Origin of the sequence: Mesorhizobium sp. M1307, assembly GCF_040318155.1 — a bacterium.
GTDB lineage: Bacteria > Pseudomonadota > Alphaproteobacteria > Rhizobiales > Rhizobiaceae > Mesorhizobium.
Genome location: NZ_JAMYLR010000001.1, coordinates 443,561 through 467,781, shown reverse-complemented (window position 1 = coordinate 467,781; position 24,221 = coordinate 443,561). Strand labels below are relative to the sequence as shown.

The window sequence follows — 24,221 nt, the reverse complement described above, 5'->3', positions numbered from 1 at the left end:
CCGCGCCGGGAAAACTGTGCCCGCATTTTGTTTGAATGAGAAAGAGGGCCGAGATGGCCGAAATTTCCAGTCAGTGGTTTTACCGCCTCAAGGCAGCCCAGCGCGACCTGATCGAACGCTGCGGCACGATCGAGCGCGCCGCTTCCATCGCCTCGCTGTCGAAGAGCCAGATGGGCCGCTTCAACAATGCCGGCGATCCCGAGCTGATGCCGCTGTCGGCGGTGCTTTTGCTCGAAGCCGAGTGCGGCACGCCGCTGGTCACCAGTGTCATGGCCGAACTGAACGGCCGGCGCCTTGCCGATGCCGACGCGCCAGGTGCCGCCAACGCCACGATGATGGCGGCGCATGCTGATGTCGTCGTGCAGTTCGGTGAACTGATCGCGTCGGCCGCCATGGCTTTCGCCGACGGCAGGCTGACGCCAGCCGAGCTTGCCGGCATCGACCGGGGTGCGGCGAAACTGGAAGTTGCACTTGCCGAACTGCGCAAGGCGGCGGCCGCAGCCCGCGGCGCCGGCGGCCTCAGCCTGGTCAGCGGTGCGGCATGAGGTTCGTCAAGCAGCTGTTCCGGCACGATCCGGCCAATGGTGTCTATGGCGACTGCTACCGCACCGTCGTCGCCTGCCTGCTCGACCTCGATCATGACCATGTGCCGCATCGGCACGAAGTGCTGAGCAATGAAGAGCAGTGCGGCTCGATGGACGCCTTCCTGCGGGATAGAGGGGTCCACACGATCCGCATCGCGCTGAATGGCGGCGATGTCGACGGCGCACTTGCCGTCGCCGCGACGCTGAGCGACGGGCTGCCCTACCTCTTCTCCGGCCAAAGCCGCAACGGCACCAATCACGTGGTGATCGCCCGCGACGATCGCATCGTCCACGATCCGTCGCTTGATGAAAGCGGCATCGTCGGCCCGACCGATGTTGGCCAGTTCTGGGTCGAATGGCTGGTGTTGCCCCTGAAGGGGTATCCGGTATGAGCGACTGGTCCGCCGACGACCTGCAGGCGCTGCGCGATCTGACCGGCCAAGGCCTTTCAGCCGCGCAGATTGCCGCTCGCCTGCCGGGTGATCGCAGCCGCAATGCCGTCATCGGCAAGCTGAAGCGCGGCAACGGCAAGCTCGGCCAGTTGCTCGGCCAGCCGAAGAACCAGGCGATCGGCCGGGCCACGCCCAAGACCGAGACGCCGCCAAAGCGGAAGTATCGTCCCGTGCGCCCGGTCATGGCGGTCACGCGGCCGATCACGCCGGCCTCGCCAGTCGAGCTTCTGTTCACTTCTCCGGATTGCGTGCACTTTTCCAAGCCGATCGAGGCCGTTCCGAACCTGCCGGCGACGCTGCCAATCACCTTCCTGCAAGCGGTGATGACCGACCGGTGCCTTCACTATGCCGGCGCGCCCTACGATCCTGACGGGCCGGATATGCCGGTCTGCGGCGCCGAGCGGGCGGCGGAACCGCTGCATACGCGGTACTGCCGGCGTCACCTGATCGCGAAACGGCAGGTTGCGGCATGAAGGCGCTTGGCATCCAAACTATCTACGGCACCGATGGCGAGTACCAGACGCCCTACATGACGCGCGTCTGGGTTGGCCGCCTACGGTTGCACATCTTCCATCGCGGCGACGCCGACCCCGATCCGCACGATCATCCGTGGGATTTCTGGACCTTCCCGCTAACGAGCTATGTCGAGGACTTCACACTACGCATTCTCGACAGTGATCGCAGCCATGATGCGTTGCCGATGGTCGCCCTGAAAATGGGCTGGGTGACAAAGCGCAGACTAGTGCGCGCTTTTCGTATCCACCATCGCCGGGCGAATTATCTACATAGGGTGCTTGGCCGATTTTCTGGAAATTGGTGGCACGACTGGCCAGGTCGATTGCGCGGTCATCCACCTTTGCCATGTTTCGATGGACGCAAGATCGTCACCATCGTTTGGGTCGGCCGGCAGTCCAGAAAGTGGGGCTTCCTCCGCTACCATGACGGCAAATGGTGCTGGACGCCTTGGCGCGACTACATCTTCGGCGGCGGCAAGCATGCGCCCTGTGAGCCACGCGATGGGGGCGCGCAATGACACTCTCTGATCGGCCACGAGTTTACACGCTTTGTGGGAGTAGCCGCTTCCCTGAAGCTTTCCACTTGGCAAATGCTCACCTCAGCATGTGCGGCCACATCGTTATTTCGTTAGGCCTGTTTGGCCACGCTGATGAACCGCGCGGCTCTCGATTCCTGACATCAGACGGTAACGAAGCCTCGCCCGAGAAGAGGAACTTGGATCAGCTTCATTTCCGGAAGATCGATCTCGCTGATGCGATTTTCGTGATTAACGTAGGCGGATACATCGGCTCTTCGACAAGGCGGGAGATTGCATATGCAGTATCCCAGGGTAAGGCCGTCGAGTGGCTGTTTGCGCCCACGACATCGGTCGACGGTGCTGCCGCATGACGGCGCATCCCGCCTATGCCGAATTCCTGAAGGCCAAGGTGCGCCTGGCGCCGGCGCTCGGCTTCGACGTCGACCCGGCAACGGTCAACCCGCTGCTGAAGCCGATGACGCAGGCGATCGTGCCATGGGCCTGCCGTGGCGGCCGCCGCGCGCTGTTCCTGCGTTTCGGCCTGCATAAGACATCGACGCAGCTCGAGGTGATCCGGCAATGCCTGGTGCATGCCGGCGGCCATGGGCTGATCGTCGTGCCGCTTGGCGTGCGCCATGAATTCTTCCTCGAGGTCGAGAAGCGCCATCCGAACATCCGGCTGAAGTTCATCAACCGGCCCGGGCAGATGGAAGCGCCGAACGAGATCGGCGCCGAGAGCGTGCTGATCCACCTTACCAATTACGAGACGATCCGCGACGGCAAGCTCGACCCTTGCCTGTTCACCGCAGCGTCGCTCGACGAGGCTGCCGTGCTGCGCGGCTTCGGCGGCACCAAGACCTTTCGCGAGTTCATGGCGACCTTTGCCGGCGACGATCGCAAGACCGGCCGCAAGCATGCCGGCGTGCGCTATCGCTTCGTCGCCACCGCCGTGCCCGATCCGAACGAATATATCGAGCTGCTCGCCTATGCCGCCTTTCTCGGCGTCATGGATGTCGGTGAGGCAAAAACCCGCTTCTTCAAGCGCGACAGCGAGAAGGCCGATGCGCTCACGCTGCATCCGCACAAGGAGGAAGAGTTCTGGCTGTGGGTCGCGAGCTGGGCGCTGTTCGTCCAGAAGCCGTCAGATCTCGGTTATTCCGACGAAGGCTACGACCTGCCGCCGCTCGATATCCGCTGGCACGAAATCCCGTCCGACCATAGCGCTGCCGGCGAGGAGCGCGACGGGCAGGGCAGGCTGTTCGCCAATTCGGCGCATGGTGTGACCGAGGCCGCGCGCGAGAAGAAGCGCAGCCTTGACGCTCGCATCGCCAAGGTCATGGAAATCCGCGCCGAGGATCCTGGCGCGCATCGCATCCTCTGGCACGATCTGGAGGCCGAGCGGCACGCGCTGGAGAAGGCGATCCCAACCGTCAAATCGGTATGGGGTACGCTCGACGACGACACCAAGGAAAAGCGCGTCGTCGGCTTCGCCAGGGGCGAATTCGAAGAGCTGGCGACCAAGCCGGTCATCAACGGCTCGGGCTGTAATTTCCAGGACTATTGCTGGTTGGCGATCTACACCGGCATCGGCTTCAAGTTTCACGACTTCATCCAGTCGGTGTTCCGCATCCAGAGATTCGGACAGACGCATACCGTGCGCCTCGACCTGATCTACACCGAGGCCGAGCGCGAGATGCGCCGCACGCTGGAACGGCGCTGGCGCCAGTTCGAGGCGCAGTCGGAAAAGATGGCGGAAATCATCCGCCGTTTCGGCCTGGCGGAGCAGGCGATCGAGGGCGCGCTGAAGCGCTCGATGGGTGTGACCAGGCGCGAGGTGCGCGGCGAAAACTACCTGGTCGTGCACAACGACACGGTCGAGGAAACGCGGTCGATGGCTGAAAACAGCGTCGACCTGATCGTCACCTCGATCCCGTTCTCGACGCAATACGAATACACCCCGTCCTTCAACGATTTCGGCCACACCGACGACGACGCGCACTTCTGGGCGCAGATGGATTTTTTGACGCCGCAGCTACTGCGCGTGCTGAAGCCCGGCCGGCTCGCCGTCATCCACGTCAAGGACCGGATCGTGCCGGGCGGCGTCAACGGTTTTGGCTTCCAGACGGTCAACCCGTTCTCCGACGATTGCTGTTCGCATTTCCGTCGCCACGGCTTCGCCTTCATGTCGCGCGTCACCATCGGCACCGACGTCGTGCGCGAGAACAACGGCACCTATCGCCTCGGCTGGAGCGAGCAATGCAAGGATGGCACCCGGCAGGGCAATGGCATGCCGGAATACACGCTGACATTCCGCAAGCCGCCGACCGATCGGTCGAACGGCTACGCCGATCAGCCAGTGGCCAAGCAGAAGCCGCTGTCCTTCACCGATCACACCGAGCAGCCCGACAAGGCGCTGCCGCTGGGCGACGGCGTGCGCACTCAGACGTTCGAACGCGCGCTGCGCAGCGTGCCCGGCACTGGCTATTCGCGCGGCCGCTGGCAGATCGACGCGCATGGCGTGCGCCGGTCGAGCGGCGACCGGCCGCTGCTGCCCGACGAGCTGCGCCGCCTGGTGAAACTCGACGCCAAGCTGATCTATCGCGGCTGGAAGAAATGGGCGGAGGAAAACGTCTACGACCACGCACTGCACGTCGAATTTGCCGAGGTGCTCGACGCCGAAGGCAGGCTGCCGCCGACCTTCATGATCGCGCCGCCGCATAGCGACCATCCCGAGATCTGGACCGACGTGGCGCGTATGCGCACGCTCAACATGCTGCAGCAGCGCAAGGGCCGCGAAATGCATCTCTGCCCGCTGCAGTTCGACATCGTCGAGCGGGCGATCGAGCAGCATTCGATGCCTGGCGAGACGGTGTTCGACCCGTTCGGCGGCATCATGACCGTGCCCTATTGCGCGCTGCGCATGGGCCGCAAGGCGGTCGCGGTCGAACTCAACCCTGACTATTTCGCCGACGGCGTCACCTATGCCGAGATCGCCGCCGGCGGCGGGCAGGGGCCCGGCTTGTTCGATCTGATGGCGGCCGAACAGGCGGCGGCTGAAATGGACGAGGCGGCGGAATGAACCTCGCCCCGATCGTCACCGACGCCTTCGATCCCAGCCATGTCGATTTCGACGTGTTCGCCATGTTCCTCGAGGCGCGCCGCGTTCATCGCCGCAAGACGCAGCGGCGCGTCGCGAAAGAAGCCGAAGTCGATCTTGACGCCGTGCTGCGCGCCGCCCGCGGGCGCAACCCCGGCAGCTATGAGTTCTTCGCGCTTTGCGACTGGATCGGCGAGGAGCCGGCGCTCTTCCTGAAGAAGGAATTCAGGCATGGCTAGGCTCGCAACCTACGACTATCGCGGGCTTGGCAGGCTGCTGCGCGCCAGGCTGGAAGATGACGGGCGCGGCTGGCGCGTCTGTGCCGCCGAAATCGGCGTCTGCGCGTCAGACCTGTCGCGCATCTGCAACGGCCAGAGCGTGTCGGCGCCGAAGGCGATCGCCGTCTGCGACTGGCTGAAACTGTCGTTCCGCGCCTTCTACGACCCGCCTGATACCGCTGCTCCGGAGTGTGAAACACAAAAAATGCTTCACGGGAAGAGCACTGAAACAGAGGGGCGGGCCGATGGCTGATGATCCCAAGCGCTACGTCTACTGGGTGCAGCTGGTCAACGGCTTCGGGCCCAAATCAAGAGCCTTCGTTGTCGTCTTCGAATGCCCGCACGCCACCACGGCCGACATCGAGCGGGAGATGCGCCAGCACGGCGTCGTCAACGGCTCGCGGCTCGACACGGTCGACGACGGCAAGGGCGGGCGGCTGATCCGCAGCCGCGCCGATTTCATGTTCGGCGTCGCCGGCCTCGTCTCCATCCAATCCTATCACAAACCTTGCTGGGAGCCCGAAGCATGGCCGCTATGAAGAAATCTGCCGCACCCGGCTTTGGCAAGCCGGGCAGCATCGACCCGGCCCGGCTGTTCAAGCTGCCGCTCGCCATGCAGGCCGAAGGTATCAGGCTGCTGTTCGAAATGGGCCTGACCGCGAGCCAGGTGAACGCTCGCCTCGGCCTGTCGTCGGGGACAATCAACCAGATCCTCGACAAGGCGCGTCCGTTCACGCGCGGCGGCGACGTCAATGTCGTCGCGGAGGGCATGTGATGCTGCGCCACAAGCTTTCCCCACCCGACTTTTCCGAGGTCGAACTCCGGCAAGCGCTGATGCGGCTGGGCGGGGGATGGCTGACCGGCGACGCCGCTTTGGCGGCGATCGTGCTTTGGTCCAGCGGCCAGTTCGACACCAATGCCATCGCCGCCGTCCTGACCGTTCGAGAGGACGCCGTTTGCCGCACCCTGGCAATGGCCCGCGACGGCGCGCGAGCGGATGCGAGGGCTGAGGGATGACCATTCAGTTCGATTTCGGCGATGTGACACTGACCCCGGCCAAAAAGCAAAAATGGCGTTGCCTTCCGGTTCCCGGCTTCATGCGGGCGGCCAAGGTGCCGCTGCCTGTTCTCCCGCCGCCCCGGCGAGGTGAGCGGCGCGTGCGTGTCGTCGACAGCTTCGCCGGCGGTGGCGGCGCTTCGAACGGGATCGAGGAGGCGTTGCGGCGCCTCGCTGCCGCCGGCCTTCTGCCGGAAGGGCATTCGCTCACCGTCGACTATGCCGTCAACCACGATGAGGCGGCGCTTGCGATGCACGAGGCCAACCATCGCGACACCATTCACCTGCCGCACAATGTCTGGCAGGTATCGATGCGAGAAACGCTGGGCGACGATCTGTTCGGCTTCCTTTGGCTATCGCCGGACTGCCGCGACCATTCCGCAGCCAAGGGCGGCCCAATCACTTCGCGCGCCGTGCGCGACCTCGCCTGGGTGCTGCTGAAATGGTTGAAGGAGCTGCCGGACTGGCAAAAGCCTTGGACTATCTGCCTTGAAAACGTCGATGCCTTCGCGAAATGGTCACCGCTGATCGAACTGCCGGACGGCACCGGCTTCATGCGCGATCCCGAGCGCATAGGCCACACGTTCCATCAGTTCGTCTATGAGCTTTCCCGCCATGGCTATTCGGTCGGCTGGGGCAAGATGGCGGCCTGCGATTACGGCGATCCGACCATCCGCAAGCGGCTCTATCTCTGCGCCCGCCGCGACGCCGACCGCATTGAGATTCCGAAGCCGACGCATGGCGAGCCGAAATCGGACACGGTGCGAAAAGGCGCGCTGAAGCCGTGGCCGGTGGCTGCCGACATCATCGATTTCGGGCTGGACTGCCCGTCCATCTTCCTGACCAGGGAAGAGGCGCGCGAATATGCCAAGGCGACCGGTCGCAAGATCATCCGGCCGCTGGCGACCAAGACCGATGCGAGGCTCGCCAAGGGGGTCAAGCGTCACGTGATCGATGCGGCCGAAAAGGGCGAAGCATTCATAGTCACCTGTAATCACAGCGGCGACGGCTTCCGAGGACAAGGGCTATCGGAGCCGTTCAACACGGTCGCTGCGACGCGCGACGCGCATGGGCTAGTCGTGCCGCATGTCGCGGTGTTTCGCGGCGACAGCATCGGTAGGCCGGCCGGTGCCCCCCTGCCGGCGGTGACGGCGAACAGCTTCATCAAGCGGCCGGGCGGAGCCGCGCCGCTTGGTGTGACCGAAACGATGCTGGCACCCTTCGTCAGCCGTGGCCAGCACGGTGGCGGCAACAGGCCATCAGGCGATCCGCTTCATACCATCGCGGCGTCCGACGGCGACCAGAACCAACTTGTTGTCCCTTACCTGGTGCCCCGCTACGGGGAGCGCGATAGCCAGGAGCCGCGGACGGCTAGCGTAGAGCGTCCGTTGCCGACACCAGTTCCAGACGGAAATCAGGGTAGCTTGGCGGCGGTCTACCTAGCGCAGCATAACACTGGCGAGGAGGGTCACGGCGCTCTCCGGCCGGTGTCGACCATCGTGCAGAAGGGCTGCACGCAAGGAGTCGTGGCGGCCCATATGCTGTCGCTGCATGGCAGCGACCGCCGTGACGGGTCTTGCGAGGATCCGGCGCCGTCGGCGTGCGCGGGCGGCAATCATTCGGCTGTGGTCACGCTACCGCTGATGACCGCGTACTATTCGAACAGCGCTGGCGACGGCAGCCAAGCGAGTTCGATTGACTACCCGCTGCCTGCGGCGACGACGAGAGATCGCTTCGGCCTGACGCACGTCGACGCGGCACCGCGGCCGCTCTCGGATCGTCAGATGGCCCGGGCGCGCCAGGTAGCGGCGTTTCTGAGGGCACATGGATGCTGGGACGGCGGCGATGTGGTGACCATCACCATCGGCGCAACGGTGTTCATCATCATCGACATCGGTATGCGGATGCTGACGCCGCGCGAGCTCGCCCGTGCTCAAGGCTTCCCCGACAGCTACATCCTGAACCCGATCTACAAGGGCAAGCCGCTGACCGAAACCGAGCAGCGGCACAAGATCGGCAACTCAGTGTGCAAGTTGCCCGCTGCCGCCTTCATCGAGGCGAACTACCGGCCGCCGCTGGAATGGGGCCGTCAGGCGTTCCTGGAGGCGGCGGAGTGAAGCCCTTTCAGCCAACGCTTTTCGAAGGATCAAAGCGCCTCGTCTATGACGAGGCTGTCGATCTGACGCTGCAATCAATGCAGGCCTATGGGCCGACGCATGATCATTGGGGCCTCGCTTGGTCCGGTGGCAAGGATAGCTCGGCGACACTGACCCTAATTGTTCATCTGATCGACGTTGGCCGCCTTGCGCCACCGAAGTCACTGACCGTCTTCTACGCCGACACGAGGCAGGAGCTGCCGCCGCTGGCGATCGCGGCGGCGAGCATGATGGAGCAGCTCGCAGCCCGCGGCATTGCCTGCGAGGTCGTGCGGGCGCCTCTCGATAAGCGTTTTCTGGTCTACATGCTCGGCCGAGGCGTTCCGCCGCCAAACAACAGAACATTCCGTTGGTGCACGCGCCAGATCAAGGTCGACCCGATGGCGGATGCGATCGAGGCGAGGCTCGACGCTCTGGACGGCAACGTCCTTATGATCACCGGCGTGCGCGAAGGCGAGAGTGCCATCCGTGACGAGCGCATCCGCATGTCGTGCGGCAAGGATGGCGCGGAATGCGGGCAGGGCTGGTATCAGGAGGTTCTACCGCAATCGAAAGGCGTGCGCGGCCGGATCGCGACCTTGGCGCCGCTCCTGCACTGGCGCGTCTGCAACGTCTGGGACTGGCTTCGTATCTATGCGCCGATGCCTGAGTATGGTGGCTGGGCAACTGCGGCGATCGCTGATGCCTATGGCGGCGATGAGGCGAATGAAATCAATGCCAGAACCGGCTGCATCGGCTGTCCGCTGGCCAGTCAGGATCTTGGGCTGGAAACCGTCCTAAAGAGCGCGGTCTGGTCGTATCTCGCTCCATTGCGCGGCCTTAAGCTAATCTATCGCGAGCTTCGCGAAGACGACAGCAAGAGGCTGAAGAAGACAGGGCTGGAGGAAGATGGCACGCTGTCCAGCGGCAAGAACAAGCAGCGCAAAGGGCCTTTGACATTCGCCGCACGGTTGGACGCCCTGGAGCGCATTCTGGCTATTCAGGGTGCTTGCAACGCGTCGGCCCGTGAGCTTGGCCGGCCAGAAATCGACATCCTCAATCCTGAGGAAGAAGCACGCATTCGGGAGCTGATCGCGGCTGGGACATGGCCCAACGGGTGGGATGGTGACGAACCGACTGCCGATACGCCCATGGACAGTATCTTTCGGGACGGCTCGGTGCAGCCATTGCTGGTGTGGTGATGAGCGAGGCAATCAAACTCTTCATCGAAGACGCCCGTGCCGTGAAGATCGAGGACGCGGCCAAGATCATGCGCCTTACTTTCAAGAGGTCCGGCGTCGAGCATCCGCAGCCTTGCCCGCATTGCTTCGGCACGGACACGTTTTCGTTCAACACGAAGAAGGAAAAGTGGAACTGCCGCGCCGGCGGCATTGGCGGCAACGACGCGATCGGCATGGCCGCCCATTGCGAAGGGCTGGACGTCAAGAGCCGCGAAGGCCTCCTCGAGGCCTGCTCGATCGTGCTCGACCGGGACATTCCGGAGGAGGGCGAGCGCGAGAGCGACGAAGATCGCGCGGCGCGCAAGAAGCGGCTGGAAGAACGGCGGCTGCAGAACGATTGCGCCTTCGCCGAGCGCGCGGCCAGCCAGGACGAGTTTCGCGAGCGCGAGCGGCAGAAGGCGCGCGGCATCTATCAGTCGCTGACGGCCCTGCGCACGGCCGCACAGATGCATGGCCGGTTCTATCTGCAGTATCGTTGTGGCGGCTATCCCGACGCCACATGGCTGCGCGTCGGCGGCGACGTGACGTACTGGCACGGGCAGGATGAGCGCGGCAGCCCGCTCGCGCTCTATTCCGGGCCGGCCATGGTCGCGCCCTTCATCATGCCAGACCTGGCGCCGATTGGCTGTCACATCACCTGGATCGACCTTGATCGGCCGCCGAAGTTTCGGCCGCAACTGGTCGACCCGACCACCGGCGAATTGCTGCCGGCCAAGAAGATGCGCGGCTCGAAGAAGGGCGGCCTGATCCCGATTGCCGGCCATCCTGACTGCAGCCGCTGGGTCGGCGGCGAAGGCATCGAGAACGGCGTTGCCTTCGGTGTCTGGGAAGGTTTTCGCGCCGACACGTTCTATTTCGCCGCCGGTGATCTCGGCAATCTATCGGGCCCGGCCGAGCCCTCGTCGCGCTTCGCCCATCCTGCGTTGAAGAAGCCGGACGCCAAGGGCGTGGCGAGGCCGGTGATGGTCGCCGGGCCTATACCGAAGCGCGACCAGAACGCCGATGACGCCATGTGGGTGGCCGATCACGTCGACGAGCTGGTGCTGCTGGCCGACGGCGATTCTGAGCGGGTGATGACGGCTGCCGCAATGGCTCGGGTCCGTGCAAGGCATGCCCGGCCGGGGCGCATCATCCCGATCGTCTGGCCTCGCGCCGGATATGACTTTTCACGCATGGCAGTCGAGACGGGGGAATAGTGGGCAAGAAAAGGACTGGCATGCCTGAAGAGGTGGCCACCATTCTCGACGAAGCGACGCGCCAGGCCGAAGCAGCCGGGCTGCCCCGCACCCCGCTCGATGTCGATGTGACTGTCGACGAACTGGATGATGGTGAGCCGGGCACCGGGCCGCGCCGGGGCAGCAAGGTCGATATGGAGGCGGTCAAGGCTTGTGCAGGCCTCGACCATTCCGACACCGACAATGCCGAGCGTCTGCTTGCCCACTTCGGCGAAGATCTGCTTGTGCTGGCCCAGGCGAAGGCGCGCAAGGCCGCCTATGCGGTTTGGACTGGCACGCATTGGGATATCGACACCGGCGATCCGCGCTCGCTGGCGGTGGCACAGAACCTCGGCGGGCGCATCGCGCTGGAGATCGAATACATCGATCACACACCGGCTGAGAAGATCGCGATCGAGCGCGGCCATGAGGCGCTGAAGAAGCTGGAGCAAGAGCGTTCTCCTGGCGAGAAGAAAGTCGCCAAGATGGCGGAGGCGGCCCAAAAGAACCTCGCTGCGCGCATCAGCCGGCGCATGTCGCACGCCGTCTCCTCGAAGAACAAGGGGCGGCTCGAGGCGATGCTCGCCTGTGCAGCACCCCACGTCATGCGCGGGCCTGACGAATTCAACGCCGACCCGCTGAAGGTCGCGCTGCGCGGCCATACACTGTGCTTCCGCAAAGTGATCAAGACGGTGCGCAATCCGGCCTTCGACGATCCCGACGACAACCGCGAAAACCTGCCTGAATTCATCGTGGCGCCCGTTGCCGAACTGAAGGTGGTCAAGGGCCATCGCCGGCAGGATCTGATCACACAGGTCGTGCCGGTCGATTACGACGCAAAGGCCGACTGCCCGAAATGGCTCGCCTTCATGACGCGCATGCTGCCGCACGAAGAGGTTCGGCGCATGGTCCAGGTGGCGGCCGGGCTCGGCCTGATCGGGCTGACCGTGCAAAAGCTGTTCTTCCACTATGGCTTCGGCGCCAACGGCAAGTCGGTGTTTCTCGAGGTGCTTTGCCGCCTGCTCGGCGAGGTCTCGGTCACGCTGCCGTCAGAATCGTTCACCGGCGAGGGCAAGGCCGGCGGTTCGGCCAATCCGGATATGGCGCGGCTCTATGGCCGCCGTTTCCTGCGCGTCAAGGAAATGCCGGAGGGCGAGGATCTGCGCGAGAACCTGGTCAAGGACCTGACCGGCGGCGAGCACTTTGCCGTGCGTGACCTGTTCCAGGGCTATTTCGATTTCAAGCCGATCTTCACCGGCCACATGTCCGGCAACGGCTATCCGAAGATCTCCGGCACCGACAACGGCATCTGGCGGCGCATGGCCGTCGTCCACTGGCCGGTCGTCCTCGAGGCGAGTGAGCAGCGCGAGTTCGAGGAGGTCGTTTCCGAATTCCTGCCGGAGCACCCCGGCATCCTGAACTGGCTGGTCGAGGGCGTGATGATCTTCCTGCGCGAAGGCCTCGTCGTGCCCGATGCGGTGCTGGCGAAGACGCAGGAGTATCGCGACCAGATGGACCCGACGGCGGCCTTCGTGGCGCGCTGCGTGGTGCGCGAGGAGGGCGAGCCGGTGACGGCCAAGCAGTTCTATCAGGCGTATGTCGACTTCACGGTCGACCAGGGCGGCAAGCCGGTCTCGCTGACCCGCTTCGGCCTGATCATGCAGAAGAAGTACCGGCGCGAGGATGGCCGGATCGTCCACTACCACGGCATCCGCCTGGTCGACGTGCCGCCGCCCAAGCGCGAAGGCGGCTCCGGCCAGCATGATTTCGAGGAGCATCTCCGCTCATGACGCGTCTCCCCGTGACCCCTCGTTTGGCTTGCATTTTGGCCCGCAAACCCATGCGCGCCTTGAATTCATTGGCTTTTCCATGGCGACACTTGGCGACAGTCGCGCCAGTTCGCGCTACTCGCTTCGCGGTGAATAAGACAGCGAAAACAAAGGGTTGCGACAGTCTGCACCACTTTGGCGAGGGCTATAGGTGTGAAGAGGGGTCCGGGGGAAAAAAGTTTTATGCGTATAGGGCATCGAATAACTATCGCAACTCCCGCAACGACACCCCAAAACGTTGAAATCGCTAAACAAACTGTCGCTTCATAACTATCGCTAAACTCCCGCAAACTATCGCAAACTGTCGCAAGGATAAGAAGATGAAGACCGTGACCATTGAGGAATTGCTGACCTGGGCCTTCGTCAATGAATTGCCGAAGGGCGGCGGGGTTGATGGGCTGGACAACGCCAACTCGGCCTGGCGGATGCTGGAGGCGTCATCATGGGGCAAGATCACGAGCTTTGCCGAGCTTGGCGCGATCATCGACAGGGGAAGGGGCGATACCGAGAATTACTGGATCGAGCAGGGCGAGCCGCATGACGACGCGGTTGCAGTCGGGCGTGCGGTTGCCGGGCTGTCGCGCTGCGACGTGGCGATCCCGGCCAATTGGCATGCGCTGGCCGACTGGCCCGATACCGAAGGCATGGCCGAAGCGGCGGTCAAGAAGGCCGTTGAGCGCTACATGGTGCGCACGCCGCAACGGCGGGCGGCCGGCATCGTCAGCCTCGTCGTCGGCACGGCCATTCTCGGCCGCGAGCCGGACTTTGCGGCCGAGCCGTCCAAGACGCGCATGATGGAGCGCAGCGGCAAGCCGGCATGGTTCGTCATGAAGCGGCTGACCGACATCCATGGGCAGACCTATGACCTGGAGGTTCACGGCTATGACGAGCGCAAGCAAAGGCCGGTGAAGGGCGCCTATCGCAAATACGAATTCTCGACCGATCCGACCGGCGACATCCTCGGCCGGCTCGATTACCAGATATGGGTCGCGGCCCTGCGCAGGCTCGAGGTCGAGATCGCCACGCAGCTGACCGGGCACAGGCTGGTCTATTCGGATCGCTCGATGACGCCATGGCTTGAGGCCGACAGGCCTGGCGTCGCCATCGTCGAAAGGGCAGCAGATCGGCCCGCGAAAAAAACTGCCGTTGCTTGTTGACGTGCGGGAGAAACTTGACATACATCTGAACACGGTAAAAAAGAAATCACCCCGGCGCCCCAAGCGACCGGGGTTTTTCATTGGGAAAAGCGCGTGACCGTCGAACTCTATGTCGATGCGTCCGACTTCGAGCACCTCGGCCGCGCGATTGCGCGCCTGCCCGATCAGATCAAGGCCAAGGCCGCAGCGCGGGCGATGCGCCGCATCACCGAGATGGCGCGCAGCCGCATCGTCAAGCGCAATGCCGAGCGCATCGACATCCCGCCATCGCGGGTGCGGGCGGTGACCACGGCGCAGTTCAATGCGGGCGGCAACACGTCCGATGTTATCCTGAGATCGGGCTGGCTGCCCCTCTACAAGCTCGGCGCAACCCAGACTGCCAAGGGTGTGCGCGTCCGATTGAGAGGATCATATCGCTCTGCCTTCATCGCTGAGATGAAGAGCGGCCATGCTGGCGTGTTCAGGCGACAGGGCAAGGACAGGCTTCCTATCCGCGAGCTGTTCGGGCCGAACCCGGCGCACGACATCACGAACAACCCGGAGGTCTACCTCCAGGTGCTGACCGAGCTGATCGAGCAGAGCCTGATGCCTCGGTATCTGCATGAGGTCGAGAACCTCCTGCCCCGCTGACCCCACCCCCGGTGTAGGGACCGTATCAGCGTTTCCAACCCATACGGGCCCGGGGGAGCCCGGGATTTTTCTAGTAGGCGCGTCGGAAAGCGGTACACGCAACAACGTGTGATGCACGCGTGCTGCACGGGACACTGCACGAGATGCTCATCGAAACCGACGCCGAGTGGATTTCGATCACGGATGCCGCGGCGCGGTTGAGCGCGGCCGGCGACCGGATCGACCGCTCGACCTTGTCGCGCTACCTGAAACAGCACGCGCAAGCGTTGCCGACGCGCGAGAAGGGTAAGTCCCACCTGGTCGAGTTCGGCGCGCTGGTTGCCCATCGTGGCGAGAACATTCGACTGCGCACTGTGCCGCCGGTCTCGGGGCAAGCTCCTGGCCTCGGGATAAAGGCCAAGGCGCAGCCTTCACGGTTCGCCGGCAGCCAGTCTGACGGCTTTGCCCGCAAGGCGCAGGCCGATGCCGAGATGCGCGAGATGGATCTCGCCAAGCGCCGCGGCGAACTGACGCCGACGGCCGAGGTCGACAAGGCCGGCCGCGACGCCATCGCGCTGATGCAAAGCGCCTTCGACCGGGCGATCGAGAGCGAGGCAGCGAGCCTTTCGGTCAAGTATGGCTGGGACGAGCGCGTCGCGCGCATTGCGCTGAAAGGTTTCGTCCGCGTCGGCCTCGACGACTTCAACCGCGAGATCCGCGAGCGCCTCGACCAGCACGAGCGCGAGCGCGCCGCCGGCGACACCGGCCCATTCGACCAGGCCGGCCTGCAATGAGCTATCACGACGCGCGGCTGTCCTTTCCGGAACTGCCGCATGGCGCCGAAATCCTGTTCACAGGCCTCGAGGCCGCCAGCCGGCCCGTCGCCGACTTGACCATCTCGGAATGGGCCGACCGCTACCGCGTCGTCTCGCCGGAATCGGGGTCGCCCTGGCCCGGCCCGTTCAAGACCGACCGTGTTCCCTACCTGCGCGAGCCGCAGGATTGCCTGCATCCCGACCATCCGGCGCGCCGTGTCACCTGCCGCTGGGCGGCGCAGCTCGGCAAGTCGACCGCGATCGAGAACTGGTTCGGCTTCATCGTCGACCAGGCGCCGGGCTCGATGATGATCGTGCTGCCGACGCTCGAGGAAGCGACCAAGTTCAACCGGGTCAAGCTGCAGCCGACCATCGAGGCCAGCCCACGCATTGCCCACAAGGTGATGCCGGTCAACAGCCGCGACGAGCAGGGCTCGACCACCTCGTTCAAGCGCTATGCCGGCGGCTTCTGCCAGATCGTCAATGCGGGCTCTTCCAAGGGCCTGCAGATGGTGTCGATAAAATATCTCGCCATGGACGAGGTCACCGGCTACCCGCGCGATGTCGACGGCCGCGGCAGCCCGCGCGACCAGGCGCGTGCCCGGCAGAAAATGTATGGCGACCTCGCCAAGGAATGGGAAGGATCGACGCCCGGCGTCACCGGCGAGTGCGCAATTTCCGGCGACTTCGAGGCCGGCGACCAGCGCTACAGCTACGTGCCCTGTCCGCATTGCGGCATCTACCAGGTGCTGGAATTCGACCAGATGCGCGAGGCCGACCCGGCGGCCAATCTGCCGGTGCACATGGCCTGCATCGCCTGCAACGGCGCTATTCTCGACGGCCACAAGGCCGAGATGAATGCCCGGGCGCACTGGATCGCCCGCCGCGTCCATGACGGCGAGGAGAAGGTGCCGGACGCGCTCGCGCCTGAAGACATCGTCCGCTGGCGCTGCGACCCTTGCGAGGGCCGCTGCCGCGACTGGCAGCCGAGCTATCATCTGTGGGCCGCCTACGCGCCGCGCGAACGCTTCGCCGACATATGGCACCGCTTCAAGGATGCTGAAGGCGACACGACGAAGCTGCGCACCTTCTACCAGCAGGATCTGGCGCTGCCCTACGATCCGGGCGGCGTCGCCGTCGAATGGGAAAAGATCGTCGAGGCGGCGCGCAAGTTTCCGTTCCCGCAAGGGACCATCCCAGCCGAAGCCGGTCTCATCGTCTCGGCGGCCGACGTCCAGGGCTACGGCATCAAATGGTCGGTCTGGGCGGTCGGGCCGCGCGACCGCGCCTGGCTGATCGACCGACAGGTCTTCATGGGCGCGCCGGACCAGGTCGACGACGCCTGGATCGAACTCGCCGACGCGCTCGGCAAGACCTACCGGACGGCCGGCGGCGGCGAGAAGGGCATCGATATTTCCGGGGTCGATTCGGGCTTCGCCACCGACCGCGTCTACCGCTTCTGCGCCTCGCGGCCGAATGTCTACGCGCTCGATGGCCGCCACCAGATCGGCCTGCCATGGCTCGGCACACCGGTGAAGAAGGATATTCGCGACCAGCGCAAGCGCATCATCGCCAAGGTCATGCTCTATCCGGTCGGGCTCTACGACATCAAGACCTCGGTGATGGCAGCACTTGCCAATTTCGTGCTCGGTCCCGACGAGAAGGGCAGCTGGCCGCGCAACACCATCCATTTGTCGAACGAGCTTTGCGACGACGAGTTCGCCAAGGAGATGACGGCCGAGCGGCTGGTCGATCCGGACGAGGAAGCGCGCGCCACCGTCTCGCGGCGAGCCCGCAATCTGATCAGTCCCAAGGCGCCGCGCGAGTGGAAGAAGATTTTAGGCCGCGCCAATGACTGGTTCGACACCACGGTCTACGCCTTCGCGCTGGCCTGGCACCTGAAGCACAAGCGCCGGCTCAATGCCGAGCGCTGGGCCGACCTGTTGACCGAACTGCACGGCAAGCCGGCCGAACCGGACCTGTTCGAGGCGGCCGAGGACGGGCCGTTCAAGGGCAAGACCAGAAAAGCCGATCCGGAGCGCGACGCGCGCCGCAAGGCAAATCGTGAAAAATGGGCGAAGCGAACGTGAAACTGATCGACCGGCTCCTGGGACGAAAGGCGGGCACGGATGTTTCCGCGCGTCCGCTTCCCGGCGCCGCGTTCCTGCGCGATTCGCGCTCGGCCATCATCAACACGCGCCCGGCCATCCTGCGCGACAGCCGCGACGAAATCCGGCTTGCCTGGCGCCGCGCCGCCGGGCTTGCCATCGATCTGATCCAGAATTCCGGGCGACTGAAGGGCGCCGCCGACCAGGTGCTTGCCGACACGGTCGGCGTCGAGTTGGTGCTCAACCCGCAGCCGGACCTGTCCGGCCTCGGCTACAGCGAGGCCGAGACTGCGGAACTGATCAAGATCATCAAGCGCCGCTGGAAGCGCTATGCCTGGAACCCGCGCGAATGCGATATGCGCGGCAAGTTCACCGTGCCGCAGATGGTCGACATCGCCTTGCGCTGGGACATGGCCTACGGCGAGGCGACCGGCCTGATCTCATACATGCCTCGCGCGCAACGCCGCGGCTACGGCATTACGACCGGAACCAAGATCTGCATGGTGCCGCCGACCGCTCTGGTCCAGGACACAAGCGAGTATGAGGGCCTCTATCAAGGCGTCATACATGAGGCAAACGGGCGGCCGATCGCCTACCGATTCGAGGAAAAGGAAGCCGGCATCCGGACCAGGCGCGACTATCGCGCCTATGACGCGGCCGGCAGGCTGCAGGTGATGCATGTCTTCGATCCGTGGGATGCGACCGACGTCCGCGGCATCTCGCGGATTGCGCCGGCGTTCCGCAAGCACATACAGCATGAGATCCTGGTCGATGCGAAGATCCAGACCGGCATCCTGCAGACGGTTTTCGCCGCTGCCCTGACCAGCCCCAATCCGTCGAAGGAGGCATTCGAGGCGATCGAGGCACTGCCGGACGACAGTGATCTGCAGGCCGACTTCCACGACTATTTCGCCGGCGCCTTGAGCCGTGCGGCAGAAGGCAAGATTTCGATCAGCGGTGATCCGCAGGTCTCTCATCTCGCTCCTGGCGAAGAGTTGAAGCTGCTGACCACGCAGACGCCTGGTCCGGAGTTCCTTCCGGTGTCGGACGAGCTGTCGCGTGATATGGCGCGCGCCATCGGCATCACCTTCGGCGGCCTGACGATGAACCATACGGCGGCAACCTATTCGAGCGTTCGCATGGAGAACTCCTCGATTTGGCCCGTCGTCACGCGTCGCCGAGAGCGTATTGCCGCGCCGATTTGCCAGTCGATCTACGAGCCATGGCTCGATGAAGAGATCGGCGAAGGCCGCATTCCATTCAAGGGCGGCTACGAAGCCTTTGCTGCCAATCGTGAGCGAGTCTGCTGGGCCCTGTGGCAGGGTCCTGCAAAACCCTCCGCCGACGATGGCAAGAGCGCAAAGGCGTCCACCGAACGTCTGGTCAACGGCACCTCGACGCTTGCCAGCGAATGCGCCGAACTCGGCTATGATCCGGATGAAGTCTTCGAGCAGCGCGTGCGCGAGCACCAGAAATATATCGCTGCCGGCATGCCTTCGCCCTTCGTGCCTCGCAATGGTGGCGCGCCAGGCGCGGCTGAAGAAGAGCCGACCAAGAAGGCTGCCGCTTGATGCCAACCCTGATCAAGATCGCCGGCGTCTCGGTCGACGCGGAAGACCCATGCGCGCTTTACCAAGCGCTCTATGCGGCAAAGCTGAAACTGATCGCCGGCGAGCGAGTCGAAGAGACTGAAGTGCGCTCGCCGGTCACCCACCAGCGCGTCCGCATATCGGTCGGCAGCGTCGCGGCGCTCGACGCCGAGCTGATGCGGTTAGCCGCCGCCTGTTCGGCGAAGCAGGGCAAGCGCTCGCGTTATGCCAAGTCGATACGCTTCGTCGGGGGCGGCTCATGTCTCTAGCCTTCGAACGCGTCTGCGGCGTTCTGTTTGACCGGCCGCATCTCTATCATCCGGGCAAGGCGGAAACCTTGCTGAAGATGCTCGGTCCGCGCCTGACGGGCCAGAACATCACCATCGTCAACGCTCCCGGCGCGGTCGACCATGTCGCCTTTGCCAGTGGCCGCCCGTCAGCGGGTGTGCTGGGCGATAGCATGGGCCGCCGCCTAGACCAGCGCGGCATCGTCCCATTTGAGATGATCGGGAACGTCGCTGTCATTCCGGTCGAAGGCACGTTGGTCCAGAAGGGCGCATGGATTGGATCATCATCTGGCGAAACATCCTACCAGGGGCTGATCACGCAATTCGCCCGGGCCGAGCGCAGCACTGCCGTCAAGGGGGCCGTGGTTGAGATCGACAGTTTCGGCGGGCAGGTCAATGGCGCGTTCGAGGCCGCTGCAGCACTTCGGTCGCTGTCCAAGGCCAAGCCGACCATCGCCATCCTGACCGATTTTGCTTATTCGGCCGGCTATCTCCTGGCCAGCCAGGCGCGACAGATCATCATGCCGGAGTTCGGCGGCGCCGGCTCGATCGGCGTCGTCATGATGCATGCCGACTTCAGCGGCAATCTGGAGCAGGAAGGCATCAAGGTCACTTTCATCCATGCCGGCAAGCATAAGGTCGACGGCAATCCCTATCAGCCCCTGGCGGCCGGTGTTCAGGAGAAATGGCAGACCGAGGTCGAGCAGATGCGCGACCGGTTTGCCGCCGTCGTCGCGCAGGGCCGCGGCAGGCGCCTGTCGAAAGCGGCGGCGCTGAAGACTGAGGCGGGGGCTTATTCGGCGAGCGAAGCCGTCGAACTCGGCCTGGCCGATGCCGTCGGCGACAGCCAGGAGGCGTTCGCGGCCTTCGTCAAGGAAATCAACGGAAAGGCCTGAACCATGGCGAACAGCATGTTGGCCGCGGTCCGCGCAGCAACGCTCGCGGCCGCGGATGAGCTTTCCCCTGATGATGGGGAAGAAACCGGCGCCCAGGCGTCAACTGAAACCAACCGCCCCCCGCGGGCAAAGGAGACCGGAATGTCCGGAAATCAGGCGCCCGCCGCGGCGGGCACTATCTCGCAGGCCGACCATGACGCAGCCGTTGCTGCGGCTGAAACCAAAGGCCACGCCGCCGGCGTGTCCGCTGAAAGCAAGCGCCTCACAACGGCGATGGGTGCCGAAGGCGTTAAGGGCGATGGCGGCCGCATGGCGGCGGCGCTCGACCTCGCAGCCAAGTCTCCGGCCATGTCCGGCGAGGATGTCGCCGCCTTCGTCGTCACCAATGTGGCGGCAACCAAGCCGACAGGTGGTGCTGATGCCGCCGCCTATGAGCAACAGCGCTTGGCCGCCGCCAGCCTGGCGCAGCCCGGCAATGCTCCGAAACCCGCCGATGCTTCGGCCGGCTGGAAGAAGGCGGCGGACAGCATCAACAAGCGCAACGGCTGATCGAGCCTTTCGCGCACCATCCTCAAAATCGTGAAAGGCTGAAGCCATGACGACTGTTACCGAAGGCCGGCATGCCGGCGAATTTCTGCTCAGCGAGGCGAATTTCCACCGCTCGCGCGATAACGCCACCGTCGCCTTTTTGCAGACGCTTCTTGCCGGCACCGTGCTCGGCCGCATCGCGGTCGTTGCCGGCGTTGTCGCCACCGCGGCCGCCGATGCCGGCAACACTGCCGGCTCCGGCGCGCTGACGCTCGCCAATCCGGCCGTCTCGTCCAGGGTCAAGGACGGCGTCTACAACATCATTTGTACCGAGCCGGCGACCAATGGCGGCACGTTCGAGGTGACCGATCCGACGGGCAAGTCGATCGGCAAGGCGACGGTCGGCGTCGCCTTCAACAAGGAAATCAAGTTCACTATCGCCGACGCCACCGACTTCGTCGCCGGCGACCGCTTCACCGTCACGGTCGCGGCCGACGCGGATGATTTCCAGTATGTCGCCTACAATCCGGCCGGCACGGACGGTTCCGAGGTCGCGGCGGCAATCGCGCTCTATCCCGTCGTCACGCCTGCCGACGCGACGGCGGCCATCGCCATCATCGCCCGCTCGGCGGAAGTCAACGGCCACCAGCTCGAATGGCCGGCCGGCATCGCCGCAGCCGACAAGGCCGACGCGGTCCAGGCGCTCGAGGCGCGCGGCATTATCATCCGCAACTGACGGTGCGGCGGGTGACCGCCGGCCATTCCGATTGAGCCCGCGGCCCGCCGCGCCGAACCATTCCTGCCAGTCAGGATTTCCAAGGGAAACCCAAAATGGACAACATCCTCGACATCTTCAAGAATGACGCGTTCAGCTGCACGTCGCTGACCGATTTCGTCAATGACCTGAAATACCGGCCCGGTCGCATCGGCGAGATGGGCCTTTTTTCTTCGCATCCTGTCACGACCACAACCATCGCCATGGAGCGCGTTGGCGACATCCTGCAGCTGGTCAAGCCGAGCCCGCGAGGTGGTCCCGGCGAGACCCGCGACATGCCCAAGCGCAAGATGACTGACTTCAAGGTGCCGCACTTCCAGCGCGACTGGGGCGTGCTCGCCGACCAGGTGCAGAACGTTCGCGCAAAAGGGACGTCTGACCAGTTGGCGACGGTGCAACAGATAGTCGGTGCCGTCATTGCGGCCAATACCTCGGACTTCGACCTGACCGAGGAACATGCCCGGCTTGGGGCTGTCACCGGCATCATCACCTATGCCGACGGCTCCACCCTTAATCTGTTCACCGAATTCGGCATCAGCCAGGTTGCGGAAGTCGATTTCGACCTCGACAATGCCAACCCGGCCGATGGGGCTCTGCGCCTCGCCTGCACCAAGGTCATCCGAGCAGAGAAAAAGGCGCTCGGCGCCGTGCCGTTCGCCTCCGTGCACTCCTTTGTCGGCGACACCTTCTTCGACCAGTTGCTGACCCATAAGGAGGTTCGCGACACCTACAAGGGCTGGTCTGAAGCCCAGATCCTGCGCGACTCTTTCGTCGGCAAGAACCGCTCCTCGAACCCGACGTTCGAATTCGGCGGCATCGTCTGGGAGAATTACGGCGAGATCGACGGCGAGGGCGTCGGCATCGCCGCGACCAAGGCGCGCTTCTTCCCAGTCGGTGTGCCGAACCTGTTCAAGACCTACATCTCGCCGGCCGACTATATGGAGACCGTCAACACGCTTGGCGAGCGTCTTTATGCCAAGCAGTGGCCGATGCCGAATGACAAGGGCATCAATGGCGAGTTGCAGATGAATGAGCTGCAGCTCTGCACCCGTCCCGGCACGCTGATGGGCGCGCGCAACACCTGATCGACCCGGCGGCGCTCGGCGCCGCCAATATCCTGTACCGAGGCGCTTGGTTATGATCGACTGGAACGAGGCTTCGGCGGCGCTCGAAACGACCGTCGCCGAAGTCTTCGACCGCGAGACCTTCCGCGTCGTGCCGACGGCGCGGCGCGTCGGCGTGAACGATACCCGCATGGCCGATCCAGGCCGTGTCGGCTTCTCATTCCTCGGATCGATACATTTCGGCCCGGCCGCTCTCGCGCCCGGCTTCTCGCATCCGTCCATGCTGTCTTCGGATCGCGACCGAGCGCGCGAAATGCCGGCGCATGAGGCCGTCGTAACCGCGCTGTCGACCGACTGGCCCGAGCCGGTCAAGGTCGAGGACCAGATCGTCTGGCTTGACCCGGAGACCGGCGTTGAGAGGGGCCGCTTTCTTGTCGCGGCCAATCCGGTCGACGGCGGCAAGCGCCTGGCGCTCTTCGTCAACCGCACCAAGGGCCGGCCATGACCATTGCCGCAGAAATCACCCGGCTGGCCGCTGTCGAAAGCCTGTGCCCGACCGTCGCGATGCTTGCCGGCACCGCGCTGCCGACCTTGGCGCGCCACCGCGTCTTCGACAGCCGCCGGCCTTCGACCGATGAACTTGACGCCGGCGAGGAATACACGCCGGTCCTGTCGCTGTTCACCCGCAAGTCGGAATCGCCGCGCCGTGGCCAGGGCCAAGGGAGTGTAGCGAGGAACGGCCGCACCATGCTCGAGGTGGTGGCGGAGCTCTGCGTCTCGGCGCAGGACGAGGACGGCTCGCCCTATACCGACGCCATGGTCGGCTCCGACCCGACGGCGCGCATCGTGCTGTCGGCGCTCTGCGCGCAGGTGCGTTTCGTGCTGACGCAAGGGCCGACAGGCACGCTCTTTCGCCAGATCGTCATGGCCATCGAAAGCATCGACGAGGAAGGCTTCGCCGTTCCCGAGCTTGGCCTGCGCTGGCAGCGCACCACCATGCTGTTCGACTGCCAGATACCCGACGACGATTTCTCCGGCGGGGCAGGGCTGCCGCAACCGGCCGCGCGCATCGCAGCACTTCTGCCCGACAATTCCTACGCCAAGGCGACGCTGGCCAACATGGCCGCGCAATTCGCGGCCGCCGCACCATTGCCGATCATCGACACGATCGCCTTCGAAGTGAAGCAGGCCGGCATTTCCGGCGAGATGGGGCCTGCAGCGTCGATCGCGCCGCCGTTTCCGGACATCGAGGATTAGACCATGGCCAATCTTGTTCACGTCAAGCTCGCCGATGCCGACCACCGCATGCCGCACCCGTTCAATCCGACTGTCGATTTTCCGGCAGAAGGGCTGACCGTCGACCGCGAAGACCCGGCATGGCTGCAGCTCATCAATGACGGCTCGCTGATCGCCGAACAGCCAATCGAAGCGCCTGCCGCCCCGGCCGCAGGCAAGCGCAAGGAGAAATAGAGCC

The 24,221-nt window shown here is 64.4% G+C and carries 27 protein-coding genes; all 27 read left to right on the top strand.

Annotated elements, in window-relative coordinates; translation table 11 throughout:
• Positions 1–53 precede the first annotated feature (53 nt).
• The 27 genes from NKH16_RS02385 to NKH16_RS02255 all read left to right on the top strand — a co-directional run bounded on the left by NKH16_RS02385 (position 54) and on the right by NKH16_RS02255 (position 24,217).
• Positions 54–545, top strand: a complete 492-nt coding sequence (locus NKH16_RS02385) for a hypothetical protein (RefSeq protein WP_352704971.1) — start codon at positions 54–56, stop codon at positions 543–545.
• Positions 542–976 carry a hypothetical protein gene (locus tag NKH16_RS02380; RefSeq protein WP_352898205.1) on the top strand — a complete coding sequence of 145 codons (435 nt, stop codon included), beginning with the start codon at positions 542–544 and terminating at the stop codon, positions 974–976. The genes NKH16_RS02385 and NKH16_RS02380 overlap by 4 nt, the downstream gene beginning before the upstream one ends.
• On the top strand, positions 973–1,509 hold the full coding sequence (locus NKH16_RS02375) for a GcrA family cell cycle regulator (RefSeq protein WP_352828821.1): 537 nt from the start codon (positions 973–975) through the stop codon (positions 1,507–1,509). Before NKH16_RS02380 ends, NKH16_RS02375 begins: the two co-directional genes overlap by 4 nt.
• Positions 1,506–2,069: a hypothetical protein gene (locus NKH16_RS02370; RefSeq protein WP_352898203.1), complete on the top strand. Its 564-nt coding sequence runs from the start codon at positions 1,506–1,508 to the stop codon at positions 2,067–2,069. Before NKH16_RS02375 ends, NKH16_RS02370 begins: the two co-directional genes overlap by 4 nt.
• 367 nt (positions 2,070–2,436) lie before the next feature.
• Complete coding sequence (locus tag NKH16_RS02365; RefSeq protein WP_352898201.1) at positions 2,437–5,148, top strand: DNA methyltransferase; 2,712 nt, start codon at positions 2,437–2,439, stop codon at positions 5,146–5,148.
• The gene (locus NKH16_RS02360) at positions 5,145–5,405 is read left to right on the top strand and encodes a hypothetical protein (protein ID WP_352898199.1); all 261 of its coding nucleotides are present in this window, start codon (positions 5,145–5,147) and stop codon (positions 5,403–5,405) included. The genes NKH16_RS02365 and NKH16_RS02360 overlap by 4 nt, the downstream gene beginning before the upstream one ends.
• Positions 5,398–5,697: a hypothetical protein gene (locus tag NKH16_RS02355; protein ID WP_352898196.1), complete on the top strand. Its 300-nt coding sequence runs from the start codon at positions 5,398–5,400 to the stop codon at positions 5,695–5,697. The genes NKH16_RS02360 and NKH16_RS02355 overlap by 8 nt, the downstream gene beginning before the upstream one ends.
• On the top strand, positions 5,690–5,983 hold the full coding sequence (locus NKH16_RS02350; protein ID WP_352898194.1) for a hypothetical protein: 294 nt from the start codon (positions 5,690–5,692) through the stop codon (positions 5,981–5,983). Before NKH16_RS02355 ends, NKH16_RS02350 begins: the two co-directional genes overlap by 8 nt.
• Positions 5,971–6,219, top strand: a complete 249-nt coding sequence (locus NKH16_RS02345; RefSeq protein ID WP_352898192.1) for an RNA polymerase sigma factor sigma-70 region 4 domain-containing protein — start codon at positions 5,971–5,973, stop codon at positions 6,217–6,219. Before NKH16_RS02350 ends, NKH16_RS02345 begins: the two co-directional genes overlap by 13 nt.
• Positions 6,219–6,461: a hypothetical protein gene (locus NKH16_RS02340; protein ID WP_352898190.1), complete on the top strand. Its 243-nt coding sequence runs from the start codon at positions 6,219–6,221 to the stop codon at positions 6,459–6,461. The genes NKH16_RS02345 and NKH16_RS02340 overlap by 1 nt, the downstream gene beginning before the upstream one ends.
• Positions 6,458–8,617, top strand: a complete 2,160-nt coding sequence (locus NKH16_RS02335; RefSeq protein ID WP_352898187.1) for a DNA cytosine methyltransferase — start codon at positions 6,458–6,460, stop codon at positions 8,615–8,617. Before NKH16_RS02340 ends, NKH16_RS02335 begins: the two co-directional genes overlap by 4 nt.
• The gene (locus tag NKH16_RS02330) at positions 8,614–9,837 is read left to right on the top strand and encodes a phosphoadenosine phosphosulfate reductase domain-containing protein (protein ID WP_352898184.1); all 1,224 of its coding nucleotides are present in this window, start codon (positions 8,614–8,616) and stop codon (positions 9,835–9,837) included. Before NKH16_RS02335 ends, NKH16_RS02330 begins: the two co-directional genes overlap by 4 nt.
• Positions 9,837–11,072 carry a P4 alpha zinc-binding domain-containing protein gene (locus NKH16_RS02325; RefSeq protein ID WP_352898181.1) on the top strand — a complete coding sequence of 412 codons (1,236 nt, stop codon included), beginning with the start codon at positions 9,837–9,839 and terminating at the stop codon, positions 11,070–11,072. The genes NKH16_RS02330 and NKH16_RS02325 overlap by 1 nt, the downstream gene beginning before the upstream one ends.
• Before the next feature lie 20 nt (positions 11,073–11,092).
• Positions 11,093–12,880, top strand: coding sequence for a DNA primase family protein (locus NKH16_RS02320; protein ID WP_352898178.1), 1,788 nt, complete (start codon positions 11,093–11,095; stop codon positions 12,878–12,880).
• Between the two features lie 359 nt (positions 12,881–13,239).
• On the top strand, positions 13,240–14,076 hold the full coding sequence (locus tag NKH16_RS02315) for a hypothetical protein (protein WP_352898175.1): 837 nt from the start codon (positions 13,240–13,242) through the stop codon (positions 14,074–14,076).
• A gap of 93 nt (positions 14,077–14,169) precedes the next feature.
• The gene (locus tag NKH16_RS02310; protein ID WP_352898172.1) at positions 14,170–14,706 is read left to right on the top strand and encodes a phage tail protein; all 537 of its coding nucleotides are present in this window, start codon (positions 14,170–14,172) and stop codon (positions 14,704–14,706) included.
• A gap of 143 nt (positions 14,707–14,849) precedes the next feature.
• Positions 14,850–15,479, top strand: coding sequence for a hypothetical protein (locus NKH16_RS02305; RefSeq protein ID WP_352898170.1), 630 nt, complete (start codon positions 14,850–14,852; stop codon positions 15,477–15,479).
• Positions 15,476–17,590, top strand: coding sequence for a phage terminase large subunit family protein (locus NKH16_RS02300; RefSeq protein ID WP_352898167.1), 2,115 nt, complete (start codon positions 15,476–15,478; stop codon positions 17,588–17,590). Before NKH16_RS02305 ends, NKH16_RS02300 begins: the two co-directional genes overlap by 4 nt.
• Positions 17,572–19,179, top strand: coding sequence for a phage portal protein (locus NKH16_RS02295; protein ID WP_352898164.1), 1,608 nt, complete (start codon positions 17,572–17,574; stop codon positions 19,177–19,179). Before NKH16_RS02300 ends, NKH16_RS02295 begins: the two co-directional genes overlap by 19 nt.
• Entirely contained in the window at positions 19,179–19,466 is a 288-nt protein-coding gene (locus NKH16_RS02290; RefSeq protein WP_352828768.1) for a hypothetical protein, read from the top strand. Before NKH16_RS02295 ends, NKH16_RS02290 begins: the two co-directional genes overlap by 1 nt.
• The gene (locus tag NKH16_RS02285) at positions 19,457–20,380 is read left to right on the top strand and encodes a S49 family peptidase (protein WP_352898161.1); all 924 of its coding nucleotides are present in this window, start codon (positions 19,457–19,459) and stop codon (positions 20,378–20,380) included. Before NKH16_RS02290 ends, NKH16_RS02285 begins: the two co-directional genes overlap by 10 nt.
• 141 nt (positions 20,381–20,521) lie before the next feature.
• Complete coding sequence (locus NKH16_RS02280) at positions 20,522–20,929, top strand: hypothetical protein (protein ID WP_352898158.1); 408 nt, start codon at positions 20,522–20,524, stop codon at positions 20,927–20,929.
• A 46-nt stretch (positions 20,930–20,975) separates the two neighbouring features.
• Positions 20,976–21,644: a head decoration protein gene (locus NKH16_RS02275; protein ID WP_352704925.1), complete on the top strand. Its 669-nt coding sequence runs from the start codon at positions 20,976–20,978 to the stop codon at positions 21,642–21,644.
• Between the two features lie 95 nt (positions 21,645–21,739).
• Positions 21,740–22,768, top strand: a complete 1,029-nt coding sequence (locus tag NKH16_RS02270; protein WP_352898155.1) for a major capsid protein — start codon at positions 21,740–21,742, stop codon at positions 22,766–22,768.
• Positions 22,769–22,820: 52 nt separating this feature from the next.
• The gene (locus NKH16_RS02265) at positions 22,821–23,252 is read left to right on the top strand and encodes a hypothetical protein (RefSeq protein WP_352898153.1); all 432 of its coding nucleotides are present in this window, start codon (positions 22,821–22,823) and stop codon (positions 23,250–23,252) included.
• Entirely contained in the window at positions 23,249–24,004 is a 756-nt protein-coding gene (locus NKH16_RS02260) for a hypothetical protein (protein ID WP_352898151.1), read from the top strand. Before NKH16_RS02265 ends, NKH16_RS02260 begins: the two co-directional genes overlap by 4 nt.
• Before the next feature lie 3 nt (positions 24,005–24,007).
• A complete protein-coding gene (locus NKH16_RS02255; RefSeq protein ID WP_352828750.1) occupies positions 24,008–24,217 on the top strand; it encodes a hypothetical protein in 210 nt (69 codons plus the stop codon).
• The last annotated feature ends 4 nt before the right edge of the window (positions 24,218–24,221 follow it).